At 72.3% G+C, this 26519-nt stretch carries 21 protein-coding genes; 12 read left to right on the plus strand and 9 right to left on the minus strand.

Annotated elements, in window-relative coordinates:
- Positions 1–114: 114 nt before the first annotated feature.
- From IE237_RS13010 to IE237_RS13025, 4 genes are all read left to right on the plus strand, one after another.
- Positions 115–270: a hypothetical protein gene (locus tag IE237_RS13010; RefSeq protein WP_189802065.1), complete on the plus strand. Its 156-nt coding sequence runs from the start codon at positions 115–117 to the stop codon at positions 268–270.
- Between the two features lie 65 nt (positions 271–335).
- Positions 336–4025, plus strand: a complete 3690-nt coding sequence (locus tag IE237_RS13015) for a LamG-like jellyroll fold domain-containing protein (RefSeq protein ID WP_229842639.1) — start codon at positions 336–338, stop codon at positions 4023–4025.
- A gap of 130 nt (positions 4026–4155) precedes the next feature.
- Positions 4156–10602 (plus strand): RHS repeat domain-containing protein, encoded by a 6447-nt coding sequence (locus IE237_RS13020; protein WP_440862286.1) that lies wholly within the window; start codon positions 4156–4158, stop codon positions 10600–10602.
- 214 nt (positions 10603–10816) lie between these two features.
- Positions 10817–11089: a hypothetical protein gene (locus IE237_RS13025; protein ID WP_308433071.1), complete on the plus strand. Its 273-nt coding sequence runs from the start codon at positions 10817–10819 to the stop codon at positions 11087–11089.
- A 27-nt stretch (positions 11090–11116) separates the two neighbouring features.
- On the opposite strand, the gene IE237_RS13030 is transcribed toward IE237_RS13025, so the two are convergent.
- The 5 genes from IE237_RS13030 to IE237_RS13050 are packed head-to-tail and all read right to left on the minus strand — an operon-like array spanning position 11117 to position 14874.
- On the minus strand, positions 11117–11422 hold the full coding sequence (locus IE237_RS13030; protein WP_229842640.1) for a hypothetical protein: 306 nt from the start codon (positions 11420–11422) through the stop codon (positions 11117–11119).
- Positions 11423–11470: 48 nt separating this feature from the next.
- Entirely contained in the window at positions 11471–12076 is a 606-nt protein-coding gene (locus IE237_RS13035; RefSeq protein ID WP_189802067.1) for a response regulator transcription factor, read from the minus strand.
- A complete protein-coding gene (locus tag IE237_RS13040) occupies positions 12073–13221 on the minus strand; it encodes a sensor histidine kinase (RefSeq protein WP_189802068.1) in 1149 nt (382 codons plus the stop codon). Before IE237_RS13040 ends, IE237_RS13035 begins: the two co-directional genes overlap by 4 nt.
- A gap of 10 nt (positions 13222–13231) precedes the next feature.
- A complete protein-coding gene (locus IE237_RS13045; RefSeq protein WP_370468175.1) occupies positions 13232–13954 on the minus strand; it encodes an ABC transporter permease in 723 nt (240 codons plus the stop codon).
- Positions 13951–14874: an ABC transporter ATP-binding protein gene (locus IE237_RS13050; protein WP_189802069.1), complete on the minus strand. Its 924-nt coding sequence runs from the start codon at positions 14872–14874 to the stop codon at positions 13951–13953. Before IE237_RS13050 ends, IE237_RS13045 begins: the two co-directional genes overlap by 4 nt.
- 275 nt (positions 14875–15149) lie before the next feature.
- Between IE237_RS13050 and chsH3 the strand changes: the two genes are divergently transcribed.
- From chsH3 to IE237_RS13065, 3 genes are read left to right on the plus strand one after another with little or no spacing between them, the layout of a single operon-like run.
- Positions 15150–16004 carry an enoyl-CoA hydratase ChsH3 gene (gene chsH3 / locus IE237_RS13055; RefSeq protein ID WP_189802070.1) on the plus strand — a complete coding sequence of 285 codons (855 nt, stop codon included), beginning with the start codon at positions 15150–15152 and terminating at the stop codon, positions 16002–16004.
- A gap of 21 nt (positions 16005–16025) precedes the next feature.
- A complete protein-coding gene (locus IE237_RS13060; RefSeq protein ID WP_189802071.1) occupies positions 16026–17102 on the plus strand; it encodes a Zn-dependent alcohol dehydrogenase in 1077 nt (358 codons plus the stop codon).
- A gap of 15 nt (positions 17103–17117) precedes the next feature.
- Positions 17118–18059, plus strand: a complete 942-nt coding sequence (locus IE237_RS13065) for a 3-oxoacyl-ACP reductase (RefSeq protein ID WP_189802072.1) — start codon at positions 17118–17120, stop codon at positions 18057–18059.
- A gap of 67 nt (positions 18060–18126) precedes the next feature.
- Here IE237_RS13065 and IE237_RS41315 read toward each other — a convergent pair whose 3' ends face one another.
- Together IE237_RS41315 and IE237_RS13070 are read right to left on the minus strand one after the other, a co-directional pair.
- A complete protein-coding gene (locus IE237_RS41315; protein WP_268253694.1) occupies positions 18127–18261 on the minus strand; it encodes a hypothetical protein in 135 nt (44 codons plus the stop codon).
- A gap of 47 nt (positions 18262–18308) precedes the next feature.
- Entirely contained in the window at positions 18309–19442 is a 1134-nt protein-coding gene (locus IE237_RS13070; protein WP_189802073.1) for a hypothetical protein, read from the minus strand.
- 240 nt (positions 19443–19682) lie between these two features.
- Between IE237_RS13070 and IE237_RS13075 the strand changes: the two genes are divergently transcribed.
- The 5 genes from IE237_RS13075 to IE237_RS13095 all read left to right on the plus strand — a co-directional run bounded on the left by IE237_RS13075 (position 19683) and on the right by IE237_RS13095 (position 25007).
- On the plus strand, positions 19683–20720 hold the full coding sequence (locus IE237_RS13075; protein ID WP_189802074.1) for an ABC transporter substrate-binding protein: 1038 nt from the start codon (positions 19683–19685) through the stop codon (positions 20718–20720).
- Positions 20721–20786: 66 nt separating this feature from the next.
- On the plus strand, positions 20787–21605 hold the full coding sequence (locus IE237_RS13080; protein WP_189802075.1) for a Nif3-like dinuclear metal center hexameric protein: 819 nt from the start codon (positions 20787–20789) through the stop codon (positions 21603–21605).
- Positions 21602–22345: a zinc ribbon domain-containing protein gene (locus IE237_RS13085; protein WP_189802563.1), complete on the plus strand. Its 744-nt coding sequence runs from the start codon at positions 21602–21604 to the stop codon at positions 22343–22345. Before IE237_RS13080 ends, IE237_RS13085 begins: the two co-directional genes overlap by 4 nt.
- Entirely contained in the window at positions 22345–24159 is a 1815-nt protein-coding gene (locus tag IE237_RS13090) for a bifunctional RNase H/acid phosphatase (protein ID WP_189802076.1), read from the plus strand. Before IE237_RS13085 ends, IE237_RS13090 begins: the two co-directional genes overlap by 1 nt.
- A gap of 50 nt (positions 24160–24209) precedes the next feature.
- A complete protein-coding gene (locus tag IE237_RS13095; RefSeq protein ID WP_189802077.1) occupies positions 24210–25007 on the plus strand; it encodes a GNAT family N-acetyltransferase in 798 nt (265 codons plus the stop codon).
- Here the strand turns inward: IE237_RS13095 and eda are convergent.
- Both eda and yaaA read right to left on the minus strand, forming a co-directional pair.
- Positions 24997–25659, minus strand: coding sequence for a bifunctional 4-hydroxy-2-oxoglutarate aldolase/2-dehydro-3-deoxy-phosphogluconate aldolase (gene eda, locus IE237_RS13100; protein WP_189802078.1), 663 nt, complete (start codon positions 25657–25659; stop codon positions 24997–24999). The two genes, IE237_RS13095 and eda, sit on opposite strands and share 11 nt — an antisense overlap.
- A 63-nt stretch (positions 25660–25722) precedes the next feature.
- Entirely contained in the window at positions 25723–26490 is a 768-nt protein-coding gene (gene yaaA, locus IE237_RS13105) for a peroxide stress protein YaaA (protein ID WP_189802079.1), read from the minus strand.
- Between the last annotated feature and the right edge of the window lie 29 nt (positions 26491–26519).

A 26519-nucleotide genomic window follows, 5' to 3' on the forward strand; every position in this document is an offset into this window, starting at 1 on the left:
CAAATGCCTTTGTACGCATGGTGCTAGAAGTGGAACGAGGTCATCCGGTACGAGAGTCCGAGTTCTGGGCATCTGGGGTTTCTCGGTGGCATATGCCCGAGGGGTTGACGCGGTGTGACCGCCGTGGCGCACGGGCTCGCCGAACCCGCGCTCGTCACGTTCCGTGATCGCGACCATTTCGCCGGCATCCATCCCGCCTCGTGGTTCGGTATCGAATGTCACGATCTGTGCACCATTTCTGTCAAGTCCGCCGGGAGCAAACGGTCTTGACGACGCGAAGCGACATGCCGTTGGGTGACGCACCTGCTGTGTTCTTTGCGTAACTAGGGGTGGGGATGTTGAAGAAGCAGTGGGCGCGTCAGCGTGCCCGCAGCTCGACGATCGCCTTGTCGGCAATCGTCATGGCGCTGGGTCTCCCGGCGCCCGCGGTCCAGGCGACCGCACCGTCGGTCGCGACGACGACCGACCAGAACGACAGGCTCGACGAAGGTCACCGCGCACTCGCGGAGGCCAAGAAGTCGGGTGAGCGCGTAGAGGTCCAGGGCGAGCGCTCCGAGCGGACCACGGTGTTCGCCAATCCGGACGGCTACACGTTCACGCTGGAGCAGTCCTCCGTCCCCGTCCGGGTCACCAAGCCCGGCGGAGGCTGGCAGAAGCCGGACGCCACGCTCGTCCGCCGCTCCGACGGCTCGATCGGGCCCAAGGCCGCCTCGGCGGTCATGACCTTCTCGCGCGGCGGTTCCGCGGATCCGCTCGTCTCGATCGAGGAGCAGGGGCGTTCCCTGGAGCTCGACTGGCAGGGCACCCTGCCGGCGCCGTCCATCGACGGCAGCAGCGCCCTCTACCGCGAGGTGCTCCCGGGCGTCGACCTGAAGGTCACCGCCACCGTCGAGAGCTTCCAGCACGTGCTGGTCGTCAAGACGCCGAAGGCGGCGGCCAACCCGAAGCTGAAGCAGCTCACCTTCGGACTCAAGGCCAAGGGCCTGGACGTCCGCAAGGGCGCGGCGGGCAACCTCAGCGCAGTGGACGAAACCGGCAAGACGGTTTTCCGCGCCCCGCCGGCGCAGATGTGGAACTCGGCAGGTTCGTCCGCCGCTGTCCCGGCCGCCAAGCAGAAGCAGGCGCCGGCCGCGGACGGACAGCCCTCGGGCTCGGACGCTTCCCGCATCGAGCGCGCCCCGTCCGGCAAGGGCCTCGCCCCCGGCCAGGGCGACAAGGTCTCCCGCATGCAGGTCAAGCTCGACAAGGGCTCGCTGTCGGTCGTCCCGGACGCGGCCATGCTCGCCACGAGCGACGCCTCCGCCTTCCCCCTCTTCATCGACCCGACGGTCACATGGGGCGAGTCGGAGCGCACGCTGCTGCGCAGCGACGGCTACGAGTCGTACGCCTGGGGCAACGGTGACGACAACCGCGGCCAGGGCGTCGGCGAGTGCGGCAGCTGGAACGGCTACTACTGCGGCCCCGGCTACGTGCAGCGCCTGTACTTCGAGTTCGCCCCCGACCAGCTCAAGGGCAAGCGCGTCCTCGACGCGACCTTCGCCGTGACCGAGCCGTGGGCCTTCCAGTGCGACCCGCGCACGGTCGACCTGGTCCGTACCGACAACATCTCCTCCGCCACGACCTGGGCCAGCCGGCCCAAGGAACTGGACTGGATGGTCGACCGGTCCGTGTCCGCCGGCCGCGGTTCGCTCTGCGACCCGGACTCCCCGGACGCGCCGATCGAGTTCAACGACAACCCGGAAGAGACCAACGAGAACCTCCTTCCGACCGTCGCCTCCTTCGCGGCGGGCAACTTCTCGCGGCTCACGCTCGAACTGCGCGCCCACGACGAGGGCGACACGTCGGCGTGGAAGCGGTTCAGGAACGACGCCGTCCTCCGCGTCAACTACGTCGCCTACCCGGCGAAGCCGACCGGCGTCGGCATCGTGGGTGGATCCGGCACCGTGTGCAGCACCAACTCGGCGGACCCGACGATCGTCTCGGACCCGACCCCGACGCTGAACTCGACGCCGCAGACCGCGGCGGGCGGTGAGGCGGGAGCCAAGCTCAAGGCCTGGTTCCGCATCGAGACGCAGGCCGCGAACGGCACCTGGTCCGGCTCCGGCATCGCCAGCCCGGCCGGCACCGGCTTCGTCGGCGACAACGTCAAGGTGACGCACTCCTGGGGGACCAACCTCGCCGAGGGTCCGCTGCACCGCTACGTCTCCCTGACGCAGGTGTACTACGACAACGGCACGCACGCGTCCTCCTCGAGCTACACCTCCTACTGCTACTTCAAGGTCGACCCGACCGCGCCCAAGGCGCCCAAGGTCACCTTCGACGGTCCCTACGTCGAGTGCCTGCCCAACGACTGCCCGGCCGCCGGTGCTCCCGGCATGGCCGGTGGCTTCACCTTCGGCCCCGCCGCCGGAGACACCAACAAGCAGTACGAGTACCGGCTGGCCCCCACCTCCACCACGTGGACCACACTCGCCGCCGGCGTCCTGAAGGCGACCGTCAAGCCCTCGGCAGCCGGCACGTACACCCTGGAGGTCCGCGCGAAGGACACCCTCGGACGCGCGGGTGCCCCCAAGGCCGTCCTGTTCAAGGTCGGCAACGGTGAAGAGGCCGTCGGTCGCTGGAGCTTCAACGAGGCCACCGGCGCGGCTGTCGACAGCGCCCCGATCGGCGGTGCCTCCGACGCGACGCTGACCGGCCCCGTGAACCGGGACGACCGCGGCCGCCGCGGGTTCATCACGCACGACGCGAACGGCGAGCCGCTCGCGACGCCGGTGACGGACAAGGGACTCAACCTCGCCGGCACCACCGGCTACGCCTCCACCGACGGCCCCGTCGTCGGCACCGGTTCGTCCTACACCGTCTCCACCTGGGTACGACTGGACGACGGCAGCCGCAACAACACGGCCCTGGGCCAGGACGGCACCATGGCAGGCGGCTGGTACAGCGCCTTCTACCTCGGCTACCGGGCGGACTCCAAGAAGTGGGAGCTGCGCACCTCGCCGAAGGACGCGACGGACGGCGACATCAGCAACCAGATCGTCCAGTCCAAGCGCCCCGCGGTCGTCGGCGCCTGGACCCACCTGGCCGCCGTGTACGACAACAACGCCAAGGCGATCAAGCTCTACGTCAACGGCGAGCTCCAGGGCACCCGCACGGTCGTCCAGTCGTGGACGTCCACCGGCAAGTTCCAGATCGGCCGCGTCTGGTGGCGTGGCGCGTACTACGACTACTGGAAGGGCTCGATCGACGAGGTCGCCGCCTGGCAGCGCGCCCTGATCGACTCCGAGGTGGCCGAGGAGGCGCGGCTGACGATGCCCGGCGGCATGACCGGAGTGGAGCTCGTCGGCAGCTGGTCCGCCTCCAACACCTCCGGCACCACCGTCTCCGACCCGGACTCGGGCTACGGGCGCGTGATGACGCTGGCGGGCGGCGCGGCCCTCGTGGGCGAGGAGATCGTCCTCGACGGCGTGGACGACGCGGCGACCGTCACCGGTCCCGTCATCGACGACACGGGCTCGTTCACGGTGTCGACGCAGGTCGCGCTGGACCGCGCCAAGGTCCTCGCGAAGGGCGTCGGCTACACGGGACAGGTCGTCGGCCAGCGCACGGCTGACGGCTCCTCCTGGGGCCTGTGGTTCAAGACCACCGGCACCAAGACCGTCCTCAACGAGGAGACCCTCGAAGAGGAGACCGTTCCGGTCGGCTACTGGTTCTTCGGCCGGCTCAACACCGACGGCACCTTCTCCGCGGTGCAGTCGGACGCGGAAGCGGTCCTCGGCGCCACCGTCCGCCTCACAGGCATCTTCGACGCCCAGAGCGGTGAGATCGCCCTCCGGGTCGGCACCTCGCAGAACGGCGACTGGGAGAAGTACACCGCCCAGGCCGGCACGGGCGAGCTGGCCGTCGGCAAGGGCATGACCGGTGGGCTGTGGAAGCACTTCCTGCCCGCCAGCGTCACCGACGTACGGATCTGGGCCGGTGCCATGAACAACGAGAACCAGATCGAGGCTCAGGTCGGCTCCTGACCGGAACCGGCCTCGTCGGGCCGGGCGGCACCGCTGGCGCGGTGGTGCCCGGCCCGACCTCTGTCACGGGCGCACCGCGCCCCGTTCACACTTCGTCAAAGGGTGGGGAAGAGTATCTGTGGTAATCGGCGTGGATAGTTCGGAATCACGGCAGGGCAGAGCCCGCCGCAGGCGCCGCCGTGCGCTCGTGGTGCTGCCGCTCACCGTGGCGCTCTCGATACCGATCGGTCTCACACCGGTCGTGGCCGCCGACGGCGGGAAGGGCGGTCTCGGTCGCCCCGACCTGCCCCAGCAGCGGGTCAGCAAGGTCGCTCCCGTCGCCGGTCTCGGAGCCAGGAAGGCCCGCGAACAGGTCGCCAAGGACCTGCGGGACAACACCGCCCAGGCGCTGCGCGCCCGTGGCGAGCAGCAGCGCGGAGGCGTCTGGCCGAAGTCCGGCGCGGCCGACCTGACGCTCTCCGGCACCGCGGTCAACGCCTCCCCGGGAGGCCTCCCCGTCAGCCTCGTCCCCGCCGGCGGCAAGGCCGGGGTCCAGGCGGGCACGGATGCCACGGTCACGGTCCTCGACCAGTCGGCGGCGGACAGGCTCGGCATCGCCGGCGTCGTCCTCACCGCGGAGACCGCCAAGGCCGGCAAGGCCCGTATCGGCGTCGACTACGGTGCCTTCGCCTCCGCCATCGGCGGCGGCTGGTCCGGCCGCCTGCACCTCGTCCAGCTTCCGGCGTGCGCCCTGACCACGCCCCAGAAGGCGGAGTGCCGGACCCAGACCCCGCTCGCCTCGCACAACGACGCGGCCGGACAGGTCGTCTCGGCGGAGATCCCTCTCGCCGCCACACCCACCGGCCCCGCGACCCAGCTCGCGACGGCTTCCACGGCCGGCGCCACGGTGATGGCGCTGACCGCCTCCGGCGGCCAGTCGGGGAAGGGCACGGGCGACTACAGCGCGACGCCGCTGGCATCCTCGTCCTCGTGGGCGGCGGGCAACAACTCCGGTTCTTTCGGATGGACCTACGGGTTCGCCCTGCCGGCGGCGGCGGCGGGCCCCGCGCCGTCCTTCACCCTCTCCTACGACTCGGGGAGCATCGACGGTCGCACCGCCACGACCAACAACCAGCCCACCTCGGTGGGTGAGGGGTTCTCCCTGACCGAGTCGTACGTCGAGCGGTCGTACGGCAGCTGTGACGACGACGGCCAGGCGGACGTCTTCGACCGCTGCTGGCTGTACGACAACGCGCGTCTCGTGCTCAACGGCAAGTCCTCCCGCCTGGTGAAGACCGCCACGGCCGGGGTCTGGAAGCTGGAGAACGACGACGCCTCGAAGGTGACCCGCCTCACCGGCGCCACCAACGGCGACGACGACGGCGAGTACTGGACGGTCGTCACCGGCGACGGTACGAAGTACGTCTTCGGCCAGGACAAGCTCGACGGGGCCACCACCCAGCGCACCAACTCGACCTGGACCGTGCCCGTCTTCGGCGACGACAGCGGTGAGCCCGGCTACAGCGCCGGCACCAGCTTCGCCGGCCGTTCCGTGCCCCAGGCCTGGCGCTGGAACCTCGACTACGTCGAGGACACCCAGGGCAACGCCGCGACCTACTGGTACGCCAAGGACGCGAACTACTACAAGAAGAACAAGGGCACCAAGGCGGATGCCGAGTACATCCGCAGCGGACGACTGACGGAGGTCAAGTACGGCCTGCGCAAGGGTGCCCTCTTCACCGACGACGCGGATGCCAAGGTGGCCTTCGGCTACGCCGAGCGCTGCACGGCGGCGGACTGCACGTCGCTGACGAAGGCGACGGCCGACAACTGGCCGGACGTGCCCTTCGACGCGATCTGCGCCAAGGACTCCACCGAGTGCCTCTCCGACTCTCCGGCGTTCTTCACGCGGAAGCGGCTCACGAGCATCAGCACCTCCTCCTGGAACGCGGCCACCAGCGTGTACGACCCCGTCGACACGTGGGAGTTCGGCCAGCAGTTCCTCGACGGCGGCGACATCGGTGACACCTCCGACCAGGTCCTGGCGCTGCAGAGCATCAAGCGGACGGCCAAGGCCGGCACCGCCATCGAGATGAACCCGGTGTCGTTCACGTACCAGATGCGACCGAACCGCGTGGACGGCACGGACGACATCCTCCCGCTGACCCGCCCCCGGATCTCCACGATCACCTCGGAGACCGGCGCGATCACCACGGTCGCCCTGTCGGCCCCGGAATGCGTCCGCAGCCAGGTGCTCACCGCACCGCAGGACTCCAACACCCGTAGCTGCTACCCGCAGTACTGGAACATCAACGGCGCTCAGAACGCGTCCGTCGACTGGTTCCACAAGTACCGCGTCCTCAGCGTGCTCACCTCCGACCCGGCCGGTCAGAACGACGCCGTCGAGAACGAGTACGTCTACAGCGGCGCCGCCTGGCACTACAACGACGACCCCTTCACCAAGAAGGCCGAGCGGACCTGGTCCGACTGGCGCGGCTACCGCGAGGTCACCGTCTACAAGGGGTCGCGCAACGTCACCCCACGCTCCAAGACGGTCTCCCTCTACATGCAGGGCATGCACGGGGACAAGAACAAGGACAACACCACCAAGTCCGTGTCGGTCGCCCCGCTGAACCAGCCGGCCATCGGCGTCGCCGCCGTCCAGGACAGCGACGTCCACTCGGGGACGCTGCGCGAGCAGGTCACCTACGACGGCGCGACGGCGATCTCGGCCACGGTCACCGACCCCTGGTCGCAGGAGACCGCCCGACAGACGGACGTGCCGGACTCGGGCGATCACGTGGCCCGCTTCTCCCGGACGAAGAAGACCACGAACTACACCCATCTGACCGCCGCGGGAACGTGGCGCTCGGGCGCCGTCGAAACCATCGACTTCGACGACAAGGGCCGTACCGTCAAGAGCCTCGACTCCGGGGACCTCGGCAAGACCGGCGACGAGACCTGCACGCAGACCTGGTACGCCGACAACGACACCGCAGGCCTGAACAGCCTCGTCTCCCGTGTGCGCACGGTGGCCCTGGGCTGCTCGTTCACGGAGGCCGACCTGAAGCTGGAGGCCGCCGACGGCACCCGCGGCAACGTCCTCTCGGACACGGCGACCGCCTACGACGACCTGGCGTGGTCGACCACGATGAAGCCGACGAAGGGCCTCGCGACCTGGACCAGCCGCGCGAAGGCGTACGGCACCGGTGGAGCGGTCACCTGGGACACCGGCACCACGAGGGCCTACGACACGCTCGGCCGGCCCACCAAGGTCACCGACGCCGCGGGCAACGCGACGACCACGGCGTACACGCCCGTCGACGCGGGCCCGCTGACCAAGACGGTCAGCACCAACGCCAAGGCCCACCAGACCGTCACGTTCCTCGACCCGCGCCGCATGGTGCCGCTGCGCACCTACGACGCGAACCTGAAGAAGACGGAGTTCGCCTACGACGCGCTGGGCCGTCTGACCGACGTCTGGCTGCCCAACCGTGCGCGCGGCACCCAGAGCCCCAACAGCAGGTTCGCCTACAACCTCAGCAACACCAAGCAGTCCTGGGTCTCCACGTCGACCCTGAAGGCCGACGGCGAGTCGTACAGGACCAGCTACGCGATCTACGACTCGCAGCTGCGTCCGCTGCAGACGCAGATGCCGACCCCGCAGGGCGGCCGGATCCTGACGGACACCCGCTACGACACGCGCGGCCTGGCGTACGAGACGTACTCGGACATCTTCGACACGACCAGCACCCCGAACAGCACCTACACGCGGGCCGAGTACGGAGAGGCACCCAAGCAGGGCCTCGCGGTGTTCGACGGCGCCGAGCGGGTCGTCTCCAGCAGCCTGCTCGTCTTCGGCGTGAACAAGTCGGCGGTCACCACCAGCTACACCGGTGACTCGGTGGCGACCACGGCGCTCGCCGGTGGATCGGCGACCCGTACGATCACCGATGCCCGCGGCCGGACCACCGAGACCCGCGCCTACGCCGGGTCCAGCCCCGCCGACACCGAGTACGGGGCCACGCTCGGCTCCTCGTACACCTCGACGAAGTTCCAGTACGCCCTGGACGGCAAGCAGACCCGGGTCACCGGCCCGGACGGCGCCTCGTGGACGTACTCGTACGACCTGTTCGGCCGCCAGAAGAAGGCGGGCGACCCGGACAAGGGCGACACCCTCACGGATTACGACGCCGTCGACCGGCCGGTGAAGACCACGGCGGGCGGAAAGTCCGTCGTCACCGCCTACGACTCGATCAACCGTCCCACGGCCACCTGGTCCGGTACGGCGACACCCGCCAACCTGCTCACGAAGCGCACGTACGACGCACCGGCCAAGGGCCTCCCGGCCACCTCGACCCGCTATGTCGGTGGCGAGACCGGGGCGGCCTACACCAAGGCCTTCACCGAGTACGACGCGCTGAGCCGCCCGACGGCCACGGAGCTGACGCTCCCGGCCACGGACCCCATCACGGCGTCGGTCCCCGGAGGCAAGCTCTCGTACACCACGGCGTACCGCATCGACGGGACGACGGACAGCGTGTCCGAGCCCGCCCTGGGCGGGCTCGCGGCCGAGACGATCAAGTTCGGCTACGGCGACCTCGGTCAGGTCACCTCGGTCAAGGGGCTCACCGGCTACCTGCAGAACGCCGACTACTCCGCGACCGCCCAGCTCCAGCAGCTCACCCTCGGCATGGGCGGCACCGGTGACCGGAACGTCTACGTCACCAACACCTACGAGCCCGGCACCGGTCGTCTGACCAACAGCAACGTCACGGACCAGACGCACCCGTACATGCTGCAGGACCTCAACTACACCTTCGACCAGGCCGGCAACGTCACCTCGATCACCGACCCCACCGTCCTCGGCGGCACCACCAGCGCCGAGACCCAGTGCTTCGCCTATGACGGCCACCGCCGCCTCGTCGAAGCCTGGACCCCCGCGTCCCAGAAGTGCGCCGACACCCGGGACGCGAACAAGCTGTCCGGCCCGGCGCCGTACTGGACGTCGTACACGTACAACCAGGGGGGCCAGCGGGAGACCGAGACCCAGCACGCCGCCGCGGGCAACACCACGACGACGTACTGCTACACCCCCGCCGCGCAGCCGCACGCCCTGCGCTTCACCACGACCCGCACCGAGTGCGGCACGGCCGACCCGGCCCAGGACAGGGTCTACGGCTACGACGGCACCGGAAACACCACCAAGCGCCCGGGCGCCACGGGCCGGCAGGACCTCGTGTGGTCCGAGGAGGGGCAGCTCGGCACGCTCACCGAGAGCGGCAGGAAGACCGGCTACCTCTACGACGCAGACGGCGAGCTGCTGGTCCGCACCACGGACGGCGGCGAGCAGGTCCTCTACGCGGGTGCCACCGAGCTGCACGTCCGTACCGACAAGTCGGCGTGGGCTCAGCGCACCTACGGCACCGAGGACATGACGGTCGCCGTCCGCACGAACGAGAGCGGGCAGAACAAGCTGTTCTTCCTCGCCGGCGATCACCATGAGACCCAGAGCCTCAGCGTCTCCGCCGACGCGTCGCAGACGGTGACCAAGCGCCGTCTCGCCCCCTTCGGAGGGACCCGCGGCGGCTCGGTCGGCACGTGGCCGACCGACAAGGGATTCCTGGGCATGACCAGTGACGCCACCACCGGGCTCACCCACGTCGGTGCGCGGGAGTACGACCCGGTCATCGGGCAGTTCATCAGCGTCGACCCGCTCCTGGAGCCGTACAGGCCGCAGACGCTCAACGGCTACAGCTACAGCATCAACAACCCCGTGACCTTCTCCGACCCCACGGGCGAGGCGTACGAGGAGTGCCGCAGCGGTCAGTACACCTGCACCTTCGGAAGCAAGGGCGAGCTCAAGAACGTCGACTACGGGAAGAACTACGAGAAGGTGACGGCCGCGGTCGGCGGCACGCTCGCCCCCGGGTACGTCAAGGAGAAGCAGCGGGTCCAGCAGGCCTGCGCCAAGGACCCCGACTGCAAGGACGCGGGCTACGGCGGCGGGCGGAGCATGGCCGACATCGAGGCGGAGCGGGCGGCGGCCGCCGCCGCTGCCGCCGCGGCGGAGAAGCGCCAGAAGGCCGGCGTCCTCCGGAACCTGGTCAGCGGAAACTTCAACGACGCCTGGGACAACTTCGTCGAAGAGCAGTGGACGAACAAGTACGCCAGCCTGGACTGGTGGAAGCACAGCGGCGTGGACAAACTCGTCACCTTGGCCGCGGTGGCCGGTACCGCCGCGTGCATCGCCTCGGTCGCCTGCGGTGCGGGCCTGTTCGTGGTCGGCGCGGGCGCGCTGTTCGTCGCCGGCCTGGGCGCCCACATGGCCGTCGCCTCCGAGGAGGACCGGAAGAAGGGGGCCACGCAGTACCTGCTCCCCACAGCGAAGGCGGAAGCGAAGGGAATCATCCTGGGAGCCACCTTCGGGCGAGGAATGCTGGGGGCCCTGTGGAAGGGGCCGAAGCCGGTGAACATGTATCCGCAGCGCCTCGGGAGCAGGCGGGGCTATGACCCGCTCTTCGCGGGCCTCGGACGCCTTCAGTTCAAGGAGTACAGGGGCCGTCTCGGTTCCTTCTTCAAGGACCTGATGCTCTAGGAAAGCGAACTGACGGGCCCCGGGTCGGACGACCCGGGGCCCGTCTCCTTCAGCCGTCAGGTATACGCTCATCGCTCCTTCGACCCGGTGGAAGCTACACATGATCGAATTCGGATTTTTCGCCGTCCTCGCCCTCTTCGTGGGCTGGCTGGTGCGTCGGCGACAGCGCCGATCCGCTTCCGGAGCGGACGGAAGACCGGCCGAGGTCTCCTGCATGTACAGAGAAGCCGGACAGGGCGGCCGATGGAGGGCCGGCCGGCTCGTTCTCGCCGAGGACGGGCTTGTGTGGAAGCCCTTCCGTGGCAGGTCCCCCGTGCGCCTTCCCGACGATCTCCGCGTCGTGGAGGCCCGCCGGGTCACTCCGCGCGAGGCGGTGTCGCTCAGCCCGCGGGCCGAGATCCTCGTGTGCGAGTCGGCGCAGCGCGAGATTCTGCTGGGAATTCTTCCCGAACATCACGACCTGGTGGCGAGCAGACTCGCCGGCTGAGTGGAAATCCCGAACGCGGCGGGCGCTTCAGATCCACTCGCCCCAGCCGAATGTGGCGATGAAGGCGCGCCGGGCCGCGTCCTTTCCGCGCCCGCCGCGCAGCAGGACCACGATCAGGGCGATGAGGAACCATCCCGCGACGATTCCGGCGACGGCCGAACCCCATCCCGGTCCCAGGAAGACGAAGACCACGGTGAGCGCGATCGCGGTCGCCCCGGCGCCGATCACAGCGGATCTCACATCGACCTCGAGGGCGTGCCGCAGCGCCTGGCGGTGCGAGTTCCGATGCGCCTCGCCGCTTTCCGCAGGCGAATTCCCCGTGTCCTCGTCCATGATGTCCGCCTCGGTCGTGCCGGTCCTTCACGGCCAGACTACGTTCCCCTACAGCCACCCCTGCCGCCGGGCCGCCCGTACCGCTTCCATCCTGTTGCGCGTGCCCGTCTTGCCGATCGCCGACGAGAGGTAGTTGCGGACCGTGGACTCCGAGAGGTGCAGGGACGCGGCGATGTCCGCGATCGTCGCGCCGTCCACCGAGGCCGCCAGCGCGTCCCGTTCGCGGCCCGTCAGGGGGTTCGGGCCCGCGCTCAGGGCCGCCGCCGCGAGGGCCGGGTCGATGACCGTCTCGCCGCGCAGGGCCCGTCGGACCGCCTCGGCCAGTTCCTCCACGGGGCCGTCCTTCACGAGGAAGCCCGCCGCGCCCGCCTCCATCGCGCGGCGCAGGTAGCCGGGGCGGCCGAAGGTGGTGAGGATGAGGACCCGGCAGTCCGGGGCCTCGGTCCGCAGGTCCGCCGCCGCGTCGAGGCCCGAGCGGCCGGGAAGTTCGATGTCGAGGAGGGCCACGTCGGGGCGGGCGAGCAGGGCCGCGTCGACGATCTCGTCCCCGCGTCCCACCTGGGCGACGACCTCGATGTCCGGCTCCATGCCGAGCAGCAGCGCCAGGGCGCCGCGCATCATGCCCTGGTCCTCGGCCAGCAGGACTCTGATCATTCCGTCGGTTCCCCCTCGTGCTCGCCCGGGGTCTCCACGGGGAGTTCCGCGGTGACCCGGAACCCGCCCCGCGGAGCCGGTCCCGAGTCAAGAGTGCCGCCTGCCGCGGCGACACGCTCGCGCAGTCCGCGCAGTCCGCTCCCCGGGGTGCCGTTCACCGGGCCCCGGCCGTCGTCCGTGACGGTGAGGCGGACCCGGTCGGCCGAGCCGGAGAGGTCGATCTCGCAGCGGGACGCGCCGCTGTGGCGTACCGCGTTCGTCGCCGACTCCCGCACCACCCAGCTCAGCAGGGCCTCCGTCTGGGGTTCCAGGAGCGGGCCCGAGCGGCGGACCACCGGTTCGATGCCGGCCGAGGACAGCGCGTCGCGCGCCCGGTCCAGCTCGGTGGCGAGGCTGCCCTCGCGGTATCCGGTCACCGCCTCCCGGATCTCGGTGAGCGCCTGACGGCCGACCGACTCGATGTCCGCGACCTGCGCGAGGGCGGCGTCCAGGTCGTGCGGGGCGAGCCGGCGGACGACCTCCGACTTCACGACGATCACCGACAGGGTGTGGCCGAGCAGGTCGTGCAGGTCGCGGGAGAACCGCAGGCGCTCCTTCTCGACGGCCGCCCTCGCCAGCTCCTCCCGGGTCGCCCGCAGCTGCCGGATCGTCTCGTCGAGCGCGAGGATCGCCGCCGTCACCATGATCGAGATGAACGTGCCGTACACGATCCCGATGGAGTTCCAGCCGTCCCTCCAGAAGGTCACCGCCCCGACCGCGAGGACCAGCGGGAACGCGATCACGGGAAGGAGCCGGCCGCGCCGCACCACCGCGCCGACCCCGAGGCCCATGAGCGGGAAGAGGAGCAGCCATTCCCGGCCGTACCCGACGGCGAGACCGAAGGTGAGGGCCCCGAGGGCGATGAGGAGCCCCCAGGTCAGGGGGGTCTCCCGGCTGCGCGGGTCGAAGGCGCGGAACACGATCGCGATGTAGACCGAGTTGAAGGCGAGCAGGCCGAGGCCGCCGATCCAGGGGTTGGGCGCCTCGCCGCCGAGGAGGTGGGAGAGGGCGCCCACGCCCATCAGGAGCCAGGGGAGAAGGCTCAGCCCGCTCGGCCCCCGGTCGTGGCGCCGCCCCGCCGCACTGCACAGCTGCCGGATCCTCATGTCCCACTCCCTACGCCGTCTTCGCCGAACGACGGTACGAGACCGTCGCGTACGCGCCGAAGAGCGCCGCCCAGACGGCGACGACCGCGAGCGCCGCCGCGGCCGGGGCGTGTCCGTCGGCGATCGAGACGCCGAGCTCGGCGAAGCGGTTGGTCGGGGTGTACGCGGAGAGGGAGCGGAGCCAGCCGGGGAAGAGGCTCACCGGGAACCACAGGCCGCCGAGGACGGCGAGGCCCAGGTTGCAGGCGATGTTCACGACCCCGGTCGTCTGGGCGGTGAGCCGGTAGCCGTTGCCGATGCCGAGGAGGGTGAAGGGGAGCGAGCCGAGCCAGAGGGTGAGGGAGACCGCGGCCCACTGCCAGGCCGCCAGGTGGACGCCGTTGACGAGGCCGCCGGCGAGGAGGACGCCGACGATGGCCGGGAGGACGACCACCGAGCCGGTGAGGGCGCGGCCGGTGACGACCTGCCGCGGGGTCATCGGGGTGATCCGCAGCTGCCGCAGCCAGCCGGAGGACTTGTCCTCGGCGACACCGGGGCCGACCGACAGCGCGGCGCCGAGCGCCCCGTACGCCGCCATGCCGACCATGGAGGCGGTCCTCCACGCCTCCTCGTTCTGGCCGCCGAGGTTGGTGAAGAGGAGGTACATCATCACGGGGACGGCGACGGTGCCGATGGCGAAGCCGGTGTCGCGCAGGGTGCGGCGGACTTCGAGGCGTACGTACTCGGTGATCATCGGGTCGTCTCCAGGGGGCGGGTGTGCGCGCCCGGGGCGCGCGCGGTGAGGGCGAGGAAGGCGTCGTTGAGGGAGACGGGGGCGACTTCGAGGCCCCGGATCGCGTCCCGCTCGGCGAGCGCGCGGACGGTCGCGTCGGAGTCGTCGGTGTGGAGCCGGGCGCGGTCGCCGCGGATCTCGAGGGACGTCACTCCGGGGAGCAGGTCGAGGCCCTCGCTGGGGCCGCCGGCCAGGTCGAAGGCGACGAGGCTGCCGCCGGCCGCGCGCTTGAGCTCCTCGCCGGTGCCGTCGGCGAGGACGCGGCCGGAGTCGATGACGACGATCCGGTCGGCGTGGGCGTCGGCCTCCTCCAGGTAGTGGGTGGAGAAGAGCACGGTGTTGCCACGCCGGGCGTAGCCGCGCATCGAGTCCCAGAAGGCCTCGCGGGCCTCGACGTCGAGGGCGGCGGTGGGCTCGTCGAGGACGATGAGTTCGGGGTTGCCGGCGAGGGCCACGGCGAAGCGGACGCGCTGGACCTGCCCGCCGGAGAGGCGGTCGACCCGGCGGCCGGCGAGTTCGGTGAGGCCGGCGAGGGCGAGGGCCTCGGCGACCGGCAGGGGCTCCGGGTAGGTGCGGGCGACGAAGGTGACGAGTTCGCGGACGGTGACCCGGGGGACCGGGCGGCCGTCCTGGAGCATCGCGCCGGTCCGGCCGGCCGCGACGGCGCGGGCCGGGGTGTCGCCGAAGAGCCGCACCTCGCCGCCGTCGGGCTCGTCGAGGCCGAGGAGCAGGCCGATGGTGGTGGACTTGCCGGCGCCGTTGCGGCCGAGGAGGGCGACGGTCTCGCCGCGCCGGATGGTGAGGTCGATGCCGTCCACGGCGCGGACCGGTCCGAAGTGCCGGGTGACTCCGGTGAAGGCGACCGCTGTCTCGTTCTTCATGGGTACGACGCTACGAATCGGGGGCCGGGCCCGGCAGGCGTGGATGTACGGACCTGGCCGTGACAAATGTCCCGGGTGCGGTTTCTGACGTACCGTCAGTTGGCTGTGTCCGGGAGGGTTCACAACTTCCTCCGCCTCGGCTATACATGGGGTCCACCGACCTAGAACGCGTTCTAGAACGGCCGCGTACGGGACGGTCCCCGCACGGCCTCGGTGCGGCCGACGGTGCGGACGGCCGCGCCGAGGTCTTCACCGCCACGAGGAGCAGCAGCCCGATGCCCATCGACCCCGCAAAGGCCGTCGCCGCCGAACCCCGCAGCGCCGAGATCTCCTGGGACCACAAGGACGTCCAGCTCTACCACCTGGGCCTCGGAGCGGGCACCCCCGCGACCGATCCCGACGAGCTCCGCTACACCCTGGAGTCCCGGCTCCACGTCCTGCCCAGCTTCGCCACCGTCGCCGGCGCCGGCATGGGGGTCGTCGGAGGGCTCTCCGCCCCCGGCATCGACATCGACCTCGCCGCCGTCCTGCACGGCGGCCAGTCGATCACCCTCCACCGCCCCCTGCCCACCGGCGGCCGGGCCGTCTCCACCTCCCGCGTCGCCGCCGTGTACGACAAGGGCAAGGCCGCCGTCCTCGTCCTGCGCTCCGAGGCCGCCGACGAGGACGGGCCGCTGTGGACCAGCGACGCCTCGATCTTCGTACGGGGGGAGGGCGGCTGGGGCGGCGACCGCGGACCCTCCGAGCGCCTCGCGCTCCCGGACCGCGCGCCCGACGCCACCGTCGAACGGCCGATCCGCGAGGAGCAGGCCCTGCTCTACCGGCTCTCCGGCGACTGGAACCCGCTCCACGCCGACCCCGAGTTCGCCAAGCTCGCCGGCTTCGACCGGCCGATCCTGCACGGGCTCTGCTCGTACGGCATGACCCTCAAGGCGGTGGTGGACACGGTGCTCGGCGGGGACGTCGCCCGGGTCCGCTCGTACCGCACGCGCTTCGCCGGGATCGTCTTCCCGGGCGAGACCCTGCGCATCCGGATGTGGGCCGGGGACGGCCGCGTCCAGGTGGCGGTGACGGCCGTGGAGCGCGACGACGCCCCGGTCCTCGCCGACACCCTCGTCGAACACTCCTGATCGCCTGATTGGAGCCGCACCATGCGCGCAGCCGTACTGCACGAGATCGGCCAGGACAAACTCGAAGTCCTCGACGACGTCGAGGCGGTGGGCTTCGGCCCGGGCAAGGTGCGGATCCGGGTGAGGGCCACCGGACTGTGCCACTCCGACGTCTCCGCGATGAGCGGCGTCCTCCCGCAGCCCGCCCCCTTCATCCCCGGCCACGAGGGCGCCGGCGAGATCCTCGACGTCGGCGACGGCGTCACCGGCCTCGATCAGGGCCAGCGGGTCCTGCTCTGCTGGCTGCCCGCCTGCGGCAGCTGTCCGTCCTGCAGGCGCGGCCAGACCCAGCTGTGCCTGGCGGGCTTCATGAACGCCGGCACGCCCAACTTCAAGCGCCCCGGCGGCGACGTCTTCGGCTTCGCGGGCACCGGCACCTTCACCGAGGAGGTCGTCGTCGACGCGGGCTGCGCCGTCCCGATCCCCGACGACGTGCCCTTCGACATCGCCGCCCTCATCGGCTGCGGCGTCACCACCGGTCTCGGCGCCGCCATCAACACGGCCAGGGTGGAGGCCGGTTCGTCGGTCGCCGTCATCGGCTGCGGCGGCGTCGGCATCTCCGCGATCCAGGGCGCCAAGCTCCAGGGCGCCGCCCAGATCGTCGCCGTCGACCCCGTCGAGTCCCGGCGCGAGGCCGCGCTCAGGTTCGGCGCCACCGAGGCGGTCGCCCCGGAGGCGCTCGCCGACGCCAAGCAGCGGATCACCGCCGGCGAGGGCTTCGACTACGTCTTCGAGGTCGTCGGAAAGTCCGCCACCGCGCGGACGGCGTACGAGACGACCCGGCGCGGCGGCACCCTCTGCGTCGTCGGCGCGGGCGCGATGGACGACAACCTCCAGCTCAACATGTTCGAGCTGTTCTTCGACGAGAAGCGGATCCTGCCCTCCATGTACGGCGGCGGGGACGTGCTCCGCTCCTACGAGCGGGCCATCGCGCTCTGGCGGGCCGGCCGCATCGACCTGGAGTCGCTCATCACCCACCGGGTGCCGCTGGCGGGGATCAACGAGGCCCTGGAGCAGATGCGGACCGGCGCGGCCCTCCGTACCTGCATCGAGATCTGAGAGGACTTCTGCGAGATGTCACTCCCCCTTGAGGGCCTGAGCGCGATCGTCACCGGCGCCGGGCGCGGTCTCGGCCGCGCCGAGGCCCTGGAACTGGCGCGGCTCGGCGCCGCCGTCGTCGTCAACGACTACGGGCAGCCCGGCCGCGACGGCTCGGGCGCGGCCTCCGCCGCACCCGCCGAGGAGGTCGCGGCGGAGATCCGCGCGGCGGGCGGCCGGGCGGTCGCGCACCTCGGCGACGTCTCCGACTTCGAGACGGCGCGGGCCCTGGTCGACCTGGCGGTGGCCGAGTTCGGGAAGCTGGACGTCCTGGTCAACAACGCGGGCATCCTGCGCGACCGGATGGTCTTCTCGATGAGCGAGGACGAGTGGGACTCGGTCGTACGGGTCCACCTCAAGGGCCACTTCAACACCACCCACTTCGCGGCGGTGCACTGGCGGGGCCGCTCCAAGGCGGGTGAGACCGGCGTCTACGGCCGCATCGTCAACACCTCGTCCGAGGCCTTCCTCGCGGGCTCGGCCGGTCAGCCCAACTACGCGGCGGCCAAGGGCGGCATCGTGGGCCTGACCACCTCGTCGGCGCTGGCGCTCGCCCGGTACGGCGTGACGGCCAACGCGATCTGCCCGCGGGCCAGGACCCGGATGACCGAGGACGTCTTCGCGGGCTTCGGGGAGCCGGCGGAGGGCGAGCTCGACCCGCTGTCCCCTGAACACGTGGCGCCGCTCGTCGGCTATCTGGCGTCCCCGGCGGCGGCCGGGGTCAACGGACAGCTGCTCGTCGTGCACGGCGGGATGGTGGCGGTCGTGGACCGGCCGAAGGTCTCGGCCAAGTTCGACACGGCCAAGGAGGCGTTCACGTACGAGGAGCTGGACTCCCTCCTGACCCCGCACTACGCGTCCCGCCCGGCGGGCGAGACCTTCGCGGCGACGGAGGTGCTGGGTCTGAAGAAGGGCTGAGCCACGGGGGTGGTGGGGAAGGAGCAGGGCCCCGGGGGAGACCCCGGGGCCCTGCTCGTCTCTTCTCCTACTGCGCGTGGGCGTCGGCCTCGCGGCGGTGCCGGCCGTGCGGCGAGGACGTGGAGTCCTCCGCCGGCGACGCCTGGCCGCGGTGCTTCCCGGAGCCGTTCGACTCCGTACCGTCCGTGCTTGCTTCCGACATGCTGGAACTCACCCCGTACGTCTTGCTCTTGCTGTGCGGCCGTGAGTCTAACCAGCGGCGGGTCCACGGTCCGTCAGGGGAGCCTGCTGCAGGGGCACCGGACGGCACACCCGGGGCTCCTCGACGACCACCACGGGCTCGGGCTCCGGCGGGATCTCCAGTCCGGCGAGCCCGCACGGCACCTCGTCCGTCGCGTACGGCAGCCGCAGCACGCCCTCGGCCGTCCACAGGCCCGCCCCGGCCAGCCAGCCCTGCGGGGCGGCCAGCTGGGCCATCCGGCGGGACGAGGGCCGCCAGGCGCCCACCCAGCTGCCGCCCGCCGCGTCGATCCGCAGCGCCACCGCGCAGCCCTCCGGCATCAGCACCTGCCCCGGCTGGACCGCGAACGGCGTCACCGCCGCGTCGTCGAGCCGCAGGCACTCGGGGAACCGCACCGGCAGCAGGCTCCCGAGGACGCCCCAGCCGAGCCGGTCGTGGCCCGGGGACGGCGCGTCGGAGCGGATCAGGAGCAGCCCGCTGTCCGGGTCCGCGAGCAGCAGCCGGTCGTCGCTCCCCTCGGTGATCTGGAGCAGCGGCGTCACCTCCCCGCCCCGCTCCAGGTCGACGGCGACGGCCTTCACCGGCCCGTCGCCGAGCCGCCGGTCGAGCGCGAGCATCCGGCCCGTGCGGTCGAGCCACACCCCGCCCGTGCAGCGGCCCCTGACCTCCGCGACCCGCTCCGGGCCGAAGGCCCCGCCCGCCACCAGCCACAGGGTGGTCGTGTCGGGGCCGACGCACATCGCGTACGCGCAGATGCCGTCCGGCGAGGGCGGGAGCAGCACGAGGTGCTCGGAGCCGGGTGCCTCCACCGCGCCGAGCCGGAGCTCGCCGGTGGCCGGGCCGGTGGGGTAGAGCAGCGAGAACGTGTTCCGCCGCCCGTCCACGCGGCGGGCGACGAGGACCCTGCCGTCCGCGAGGGGCAGCAGCTGGGTGCCGGCCTCCTCCGGCTGGCCGAGAGGGAGCGGGACGGCGTACGGCTCCGGGCCGTCGAGGGTCCACCTCTCCACGTACAGGGCGTCGCCGGCGCCCGCGAGCCTGGCCGCGTACGCGCCGTCGGCCGTGATCGTGAACCCCGCCGGCCAGGCCGCACCGGGGTCGCGGTCGCCGTCCTCGGCCGGGGTCTCGATGGCACACGCTGTCATCGACTCGTCACCTCCGGCCACGAAGCTAGTTTTCGCACTTCCAGCCGAACAACACGAGCAGGGTCACTTCACACATAAGGGTGGCCCTGCGGCGGTTCGGCTGAGGGGGAGGGGGCGGTTGTGCTGGAGTGGCCCGTGGTGAGTAAGGTAAGGCGAACCTAAGCGGAGCCTGTGGCTCCGGTCGGTCGCACACGTTTCCGCGCAAGTCCCCGCCAGGACGACCCGTACAGGAGCCTTCTCATGTCCCTCCGCCGCCGCGGCACCGCCGCCGTCGTCGCCCTCGCCGCCGCGCTCTCGCTCGCGGCCTGCGGAGGCGGCGACGGGTCCTCCGACCCCGCGAAGAAGGAGGATTCCGCCAAGAAGAAGGACGTCGCCACCGGCGGCAAGGACTTCGGCGACGCCGCCGCCAAGACCGCGGCCATGGGCACCGACGCCAAGCCGGGCCAGTTCCCGCGCACCCTCACCCACGCCCTCGGCACGACCGAGCTCAAGGCCGCCCCCAAGCGGGTCGTCGTGCTCGACGTCGGCGAGCTCGACAACGTCGTCTCCCTCGGCATCCAGCCCGTCGGCTACGCCCCCTCCGAGGGCGACGACGGCATCCCCGGCTACCTCGAGAAGGACGCCGGCACCCCGAAGTCCGTCGGCACCATCAACAACCTCAACCTGGAGGCCATCGCCAACCTCCAGCCCGACCTCATCCTCGGCAGCCAGCTGCGCGCCGCCGACAAGTACGACGAGCTGTCGAAGATCGCGCCGACCGTGTTCTCCATCCGCCCGGGCTTCACCTGGAAGGAGAACTACCTCCTCAACGCCGCCGCGCTCGACAGGACCGACGAGGCGAAGGCGAAGCTCGCCGCCTACGAGACCAAGGCGAAGCAGCTCGGCACGGACATCGGCCCGGACAAGCCGACCGTCTCCATGGTCCGCTACCTCCCCGGCAAGATCCGCCTCTACGCCAAGGCCTCCTTCATCGGCACCATCCTGGAGGACACCGGCCTGCCCCGGCCGAAGAACCAGCAGGTCGACGAGCTGGCCGCCGAGATCAGCCCCGAGAAGATCGACGAGGCCGACGCCGACTGGATCTTCACCGGCGTCTACGGCGACGCCAAGGCCACCAAGAAGGACACCGCCCAGGCCAACCCGCTCTGGAAGAACCTCTCCGCGGTCAAGGCCGGCCGGGCCAAGGACGTCCCGGACGAGACCTGGTACCTCGGCCTCGGCGTCACGGCCGCGAACAGCGTCCTCGACGACCTGCGCGCCGACCTCGTGAAGAAGTAGCCCGGGCTCCCGGAGTCATCCACAGGCCCGGACGGCGGGGCGCGGGGGACAGGTAGCCTTTCCCTCGTGCCCCGTCTGTCTGAAGTCATCGCCGAGCTCGACGCCCTCTGGCCACCAGAGCGAGCAGAGTCCTGGGACGCCGTCGGCACCGTCTGCGGCGACCCCGACGCCGAGGTGAACCGCGTCCTCTTCGCCGTCGACCCCGTCCAGGAGATCGCCGACGAGGCCGTCGCCCTCGGCGCCGACCTGATCGTCACCCACCACCCGCTCTACCTGCGCGGGACGACGACGGTCGCGGCCGGCCACTTCAAGGGCCGCGTCGTGCACACGCTCATCAAGCACGACATCGCCCTCCACGTCGCCCACACCAACGCCGACACCGCCGACCCCGGCGTCTCCGACGCCCTCGCCGGCGCGCTCGACCTCCGGGTCACCGGCCCCCTCGTCCCCGAGAGCAACCTCGGCCGGATCTGCGAGCTGGACCACCCCGAGACCCTCGCCGAGTTCGCCGCCCGCGCCGCCAAGCGGCTGCCCGCCACCGCGCAGGGCATCCGCGTCGCCGGCGACCCCGGCATGATCCTGCGCCGCGTCGCCGTCAGCGGCGGCTCCGGCGACGGCCTCTTCGACGCCGTACGGGCCGCGGGCGTCGACGCCTTCCTCACCGCCGACCTGCGCCACCACCCGGTCTCCGAGGCCACCCAGCAGTCCCCGCTGGCTCTGGTCGACGCCGCGCACTGGGCCACCGAATGGCCCTGGTGCGAGCAGGCCGCCGCCCAGCTCGACGAGATTTCCGACCGCCACGGCTGGGACCTCCGCGTCCACGTCTCGAAGACGGTCACCGACCCCTGGTCCTCCCACCACACCTCCCCTGGAGCCCCCAACTGAACGCCGCGCCCGCCGACCAGATCCGCCTCCTCGACGTCCAGGCCCTGGACGTCCGCCTCCAGCAGCTCGCCCACAAGCGCCGCTCGCTGCCCGAGCACGCCGAGATCGAGGCGCTGACCAAGGACCTCACCCAGCTGCGCGACCTGCTCGTCGCCGCGCAGACCGAGGAGAGCGACTGCGGCCGCGAGCAGACCAAGGCCGAGCAGGACGTCGACCAGGTCCGCCAGCGCGCCGCGCGCGACCAGCAGCGGCTCGACTCCGGCGCCGTCTCCTCCCCGAAGGACCTGGAGAACCTCCAGCGCGAGATCGTCTCCCTCGCCAAGCGCCAGGGTGACCTGGAGGAGATCGTCCTGGAGGTCATGGAGCGCCGCGAGTCCGTCCAGGAGCGCCTCGCCGAGCTGACCGAGCGCGTCTCCGCCGTCCAGGCCAAGACCGACGACGCCACCGCCCGGCGTGACGCCGCCCAGTCCGAGCTGGACGTCGAGGCCGCCTCCGTCACCAAGGAGCGCGAGCTCGTCGCGGGCTCCGTCCCGGCCGACCTGATCAAGCTGTACGAGAAGCTGCGCGAGCAGCAGGGCGGCGTCGGCGCGGCCCGGCTGTACCAGCGCAAGTGCGAGGGCTGCCACATCGAGCTCAACATCACCGAGCTCAACGAGGTGCGCGCCGCCGCCAAGGACACGGTCGTCCGGTGCGAGAACTGCCGCCGGATCCTCGTCCGCACCGCGGAGTCCGGCCTGTAATGCGCGAGGTCGTGGTCGAGGCGGACGGCGGCTCCCGGGGCAACCCGGGGCCCGCCGGCTACGGCGCGGTCGTCCTCGACCCGGCGACGGGGGAGACCCTGGCGGAGGCCGCCGAGTACATCGGGGTGGCCACGAACAACGTCGCCGAGTACAAGGGCCTGGTGGCGGGCCTGAAGGCGGCCCGGGAGCTGTTCCCGGACGCCACCGTCCACGTCCGCATGGACTCCAAGCTGGTCGTCGAGCAGATGTCCGGCCGCTGGAAGATCAAGCACCCCGACATGAAGCCGCTCGCGGCCGAGGCCGGGCGGGTCTTCCCCGCGGGCCGGGTCCGCTACGAGTGGATCCCGCGCGAGCGGAACAAGCACGCGGACCGGCTCGCGAACGAGGCGATGGACGCGGGCAAGCGGGGCCGCCAGTGGGAGCCCTCCGCCTCCACGGCCGGCCTGGACGCCTCCGCCGCGCGCAACGCCGCGGCCCCGCCCCCGTCGGGCCCTCCCGGCGACGCGACGGCGGGCGCGGCGAGAGCCCGAGCGGCGCTCGCCGGGTCCTCGGGTGGCGGCGGTACGGCCACGGCCGGCGGGACGGCGACATCCGGCGGTACGGCCACGGGCGCGGCGACGGGACCGACCGCCGGGACCCGGGCCGGGGCACCGGCCGGTTCCGCGACGGGCCCGGGCGCCTGGCCGGGCGCCGTGTCGCGCCCGGCGACCCCCGACGCAGGTCCTGACGCGGGCTCTGACGACGGCCTGTTCGCCGCCGAGGAGGCCGTCACGGCCTCGGTGGCGTCCGGCGACTTCGAGGCCGAGGCGGGCGCTCTGGCCCCGGTGGGCCACGCGGCGCGCGCCCACGCGCCGGCCACCGACGGCCCGGCGGCACGCGCCGCGGCTCCGGGCGTCGGCGCGGACGCCACCGAGGGCGCCGCGCCCGCGCCGGGCGGTACCACCGCCTTGGCTCCGGCCGCCGGCCACGCGACCGCCCCGGCTTCGGCCGCCGGCCACGCGACTGCCCCGGCTCCGGCCGCAGGCCGTGCCACCGCCCCGGTTTCGGCCGCCGACCGCGCGACCGCCCCGGCTCCGGCCGCAGGCCGTGCCACCGCCCCGGTTTCGGCCGCCGACCGCGCGACCGCCCCGGCCGCTCGGCCGCAGGTGCCCGCCGCCCCCCGCCAGGGGTGGGCCGGGCCCGACATGGGTGCGCCGGCGACGTTCGTGCTGCTGCGGCACGGGGAGACCGCGCTCACGCCCGAGAAGCGGTTCTCCGGCAGCGGGGGGAGCGACCCCGAGCTGTCGGCGGCCGGACTGCGGCAGGCCGAGGCCGTCGCCGAGGCCCTCGCCGCGCGGGGCACGATCCAGGAGATCGTCAGCTCGCCGCTCACCCGCTGCCGCCAGACCGCCGGTGCCGTCGCCGCCCGGCTCGGCCTCGACGTACGGATCGAGCAGGGGCTGCGGGAGACCGACTTCGGCGCCTGGGAGGGCCTGACCTTCGGCGAGGTGCGCGAGCGCCACCCGGAGGACCTCGACGCCTGGCTGGCCTCGCCGAAGGCCGCGCCGACCGGCGGAGGCGAGAGCTTCGCGACCGTCGCCCGGCGCGTCGCCGCGACCCGGGACCGGCTGACCGCCGCGTACGCGGGCCGCACGGTCCTCCTCGTCACCCACGTCACGCCGATCAAGACCCTGGTCCGGCTCGCGCTCGGCGCCCCGCCGGAGTCGCTGTTCCGGATGGAGCTGTCGGCCGCCTCGATCTCGGCCGTGGCCTACTACGCCGACGGCAACGCGTCCGTGCGGCTCCTCAACGACACCTCGCACCTGCGGGGCTGAGACGGGCGGAGGGTGGTGCGGGGGTCCGCCCCCGTACCACCATCTCCCGCATGACGTGGTCCTTCACCGACAGCGCCGCCGCCTTCCGGGCCGCCGCCGCAGAGCATCTCGCCGCCGATCCCGCCCGTAACACCGCCGTGCTCACGCTCATGGACACGGCCGGGCGGCTCGGCTGGTGGGAAGAGGCGGACGGCCGGGTCACCGGCGTCCTCGCGGTGGCGCCGCCCGGCGTGCCCGCCTTCGGGGCGATGACGGAGGAGGCGGCCCGCGCGCTCGTCCTCCCCGGGGGCGAGCGGGCGACGGAGGTGCGCGGCGAGACGGCCGCCGTCGAGGCGTACGCGGAGGCCACCGGCCGGCCCTGGGCGCCCACCGTCCGCATGCGGCTCTTCCGGCTCGGCGAGCTGACCCCGCCGGACCCGGCCCCGGCCGGCCGGGGCCGGGCCGCCACCGAGGCGGACGTCCCGCTCGTCGCCGCCTGGACGACGGAGTTCGCGGTGGCCATCGGGGACGAGCCCGCCGAGGACTACACCGGCTTCGTCACCGAGCGGACCTCCGAGGGACGGCTGTGGCTCTGGGAGGGGCCCGACGGCCGCCCGGTGTCGATGGCCGCCGTCTCCCGCACGATCGAGGGTCAGGCCCGCGTCCATCTCGTCTACACCCCGCCCGCCGAGCGCGGCCGGGGGTACGCGGCCGGTGTCACCGAGGCCGTCAGCCGGGCCGCGCTCGACGGCGGCGTGGCGCAGGTCCTGCTCTTCACGGACCTGTCCAACCCCACGAGCAACGCCCTCTACCAGCGCCTCGGCTACCGGCCCGTCACCGACCACCTCGGCGTGACGTTCACCGGCTGACCGGCGCCCCCAGCGCCGCAGCGCCGCGTGCGAGGGACTCCACCCGGGACCACTCGCGGGCCGCGAGGGCCTCGGGCGGCAGCATCCACGTACCGCCGACGCAGCCCACGTTCGGCAGGGCGAGGTAGGCGGGGGCGGAGGCGAGGGAGATGCCGCCCGTGGGACAGAAGCGGGCCCGGGGGAGCGGGCCCGCGAGGGACTTCAGATACGGGACGCCGCCCGCGGCCTCGGCCGGGAAGAACTTCATGTCCTCCACCCCCTGTTCGAGGAGGGTCACCACCTCCGAGGTCGTCGAGACCCCCGGCAGGAACGGCACGCCCGAGTCCCGCATCGCGCCGAGCAGGCGCCGGGTCCACCCCGGGCTGACCAGGAAGCGCGCCCCGGCGCGCACCGCGTCCGCGACCCCGGCCGGCGAGACGACGGTGCCCGCGCCGACGACCGCCTCCGGCACCTCGGCCGCGATCGCGCGGACGGCGTCGAGCGCGGCCGGGGTGCGCAGGGTGACCTCGATCAGCGGCAGTCCGCCGGCCACCAGGGCCCGCGCCAGGGGCACGGCGTCGGCGGCGTCCTCGACCACGACGACGGGGACCACCCGGGCTGCGGCACGGGTTGCGGCACGGGCTTCCGGGGCAAGGTCGAACACGCTCGTCATGGGCGTCATCCTGCCCAGGGCGAGCGTCACCCGCAACGAGCGTTGCGGAGGGTGCAACAGGAGCTAGTGGATCTCGTCCACGAGCACGTCCAGGGCCCCCGCCTTCCCGCCCTCCTCCACCACGTACCCCAGATCCCGCAGCGCCTCCGCGAGCGCCGCCGGCGAACCCGGCTCCGCACCCGACTCCAGGAGGCTCCGCACGATCCGGCCCTTCGTCGCCTTGTTGAAGTGGCTGACGACCTTCCGGGTCGGCGCGTGCAACACCCGCACCGTCGCCGTCCTCGCCGCGAGCTCCCCCTTCGGCTTCCACGCCGACGCGTACGCCGCCGAGCGCAGGTCCAGGACGAGCCCGTCCCCGGCCGCCTCCGGCAGCACGTCCGCCATCGCGGTCCGCCAGTGCCCGCCCAGCGCGCCGAGGCCCGGCAGCTTCACCCCCATCGAGCAGCGGTACGACGGGATGCGGTCCGTCACCCTCACCGCGCCCCACAGCCCCGAGAACACGAGCAGCGAGCTCCCCGCCCGCTTCCGGGCCGCCGCGTCCAGCGTCGCCAGACCCAGCGCGTCGTACAGCACGCCCGTGTAGATCTCCCCGGCCGGACGCGCGCCCGCCGTCCGCAGCTCCGTGTTCTTCGCGACCTCGCCACGCAGCCCCTCGCTCAGGCCGAGCACCTCGCGCGCCTTCTCCTCGTCGGCCGCGCACAGCTCGACCAGCTCGTCCAGGACCGCCGCCCGCGCCTCCGCGAGCCCCGGCAGGGACAGCGACTCCGGCTTCAGCGGCGCCCCGCGCCCCGAGGAGGCCTTGCCTTCGGAGGGCGGCAACAGCACGAGCACGGTGGTTCTCCTTCGTCCGTACGGGGATG

Source organism: Streptomyces tanashiensis, assembly GCF_014648895.1.
In the GTDB taxonomy this organism is placed as follows: Bacteria; Actinomycetota; Actinomycetes; order Streptomycetales; family Streptomycetaceae; genus Streptomyces; species Streptomyces tanashiensis.

Coding starts and splice junctions, on each gene's coding strand:
- IE237_RS13015 (WP_229842639.1), top strand. CDS start 336: ATGTTGAAGAAGCAGTGGGCGCGTCAGCGTGCCCGCAGCTCGACGATC.
- IE237_RS13025 (WP_308433071.1), top strand. CDS start 10,817: ATGTACAGAGAAGCCGGACAGGGCGGCCGATGGAGGGCCGGCCGGCTC.
- IE237_RS13030 (WP_229842640.1), bottom strand. CDS start 11,422: ATGGACGAGGACACGGGGAATTCGCCTGCGGAAAGCGGCGAGGCGCAT.
- IE237_RS13035 (WP_189802067.1), bottom strand. CDS start 12,076: ATGATCAGAGTCCTGCTGGCCGAGGACCAGGGCATGATGCGCGGCGCC.
- IE237_RS13040 (WP_189802068.1), bottom strand. CDS start 13,221: ATGAGGATCCGGCAGCTGTGCAGTGCGGCGGGGCGGCGCCACGACCGG.
- IE237_RS13045 (WP_370468175.1), bottom strand. CDS start 13,954: ATGATCACCGAGTACGTACGCCTCGAAGTCCGCCGCACCCTGCGCGAC.
- IE237_RS13050 (WP_189802069.1), bottom strand. CDS start 14,874: ATGAAGAACGAGACAGCGGTCGCCTTCACCGGAGTCACCCGGCACTTC.
- chsH3 (WP_189802070.1), top strand. CDS start 15,150: ATGCCCATCGACCCCGCAAAGGCCGTCGCCGCCGAACCCCGCAGCGCC.
- IE237_RS13060 (WP_189802071.1), top strand. CDS start 16,026: ATGCGCGCAGCCGTACTGCACGAGATCGGCCAGGACAAACTCGAAGTC.
- IE237_RS13065 (WP_189802072.1), top strand. CDS start 17,118: ATGTCACTCCCCCTTGAGGGCCTGAGCGCGATCGTCACCGGCGCCGGG.
- IE237_RS41315 (WP_268253694.1), bottom strand. CDS start 18,261: ATGTCGGAAGCAAGCACGGACGGTACGGAGTCGAACGGCTCCGGGAAG.
- IE237_RS13070 (WP_189802073.1), bottom strand. CDS start 19,442: ATGACAGCGTGTGCCATCGAGACCCCGGCCGAGGACGGCGACCGCGAC.
- IE237_RS13075 (WP_189802074.1), top strand. CDS start 19,683: ATGTCCCTCCGCCGCCGCGGCACCGCCGCCGTCGTCGCCCTCGCCGCC.
- IE237_RS13090 (WP_189802076.1), top strand. CDS start 22,345: ATGCGCGAGGTCGTGGTCGAGGCGGACGGCGGCTCCCGGGGCAACCCG.
- IE237_RS13095 (WP_189802077.1), top strand. CDS start 24,210: ATGACGTGGTCCTTCACCGACAGCGCCGCCGCCTTCCGGGCCGCCGCC.
- eda (WP_189802078.1), bottom strand. CDS start 25,659: ATGACGAGCGTGTTCGACCTTGCCCCGGAAGCCCGTGCCGCAACCCGT.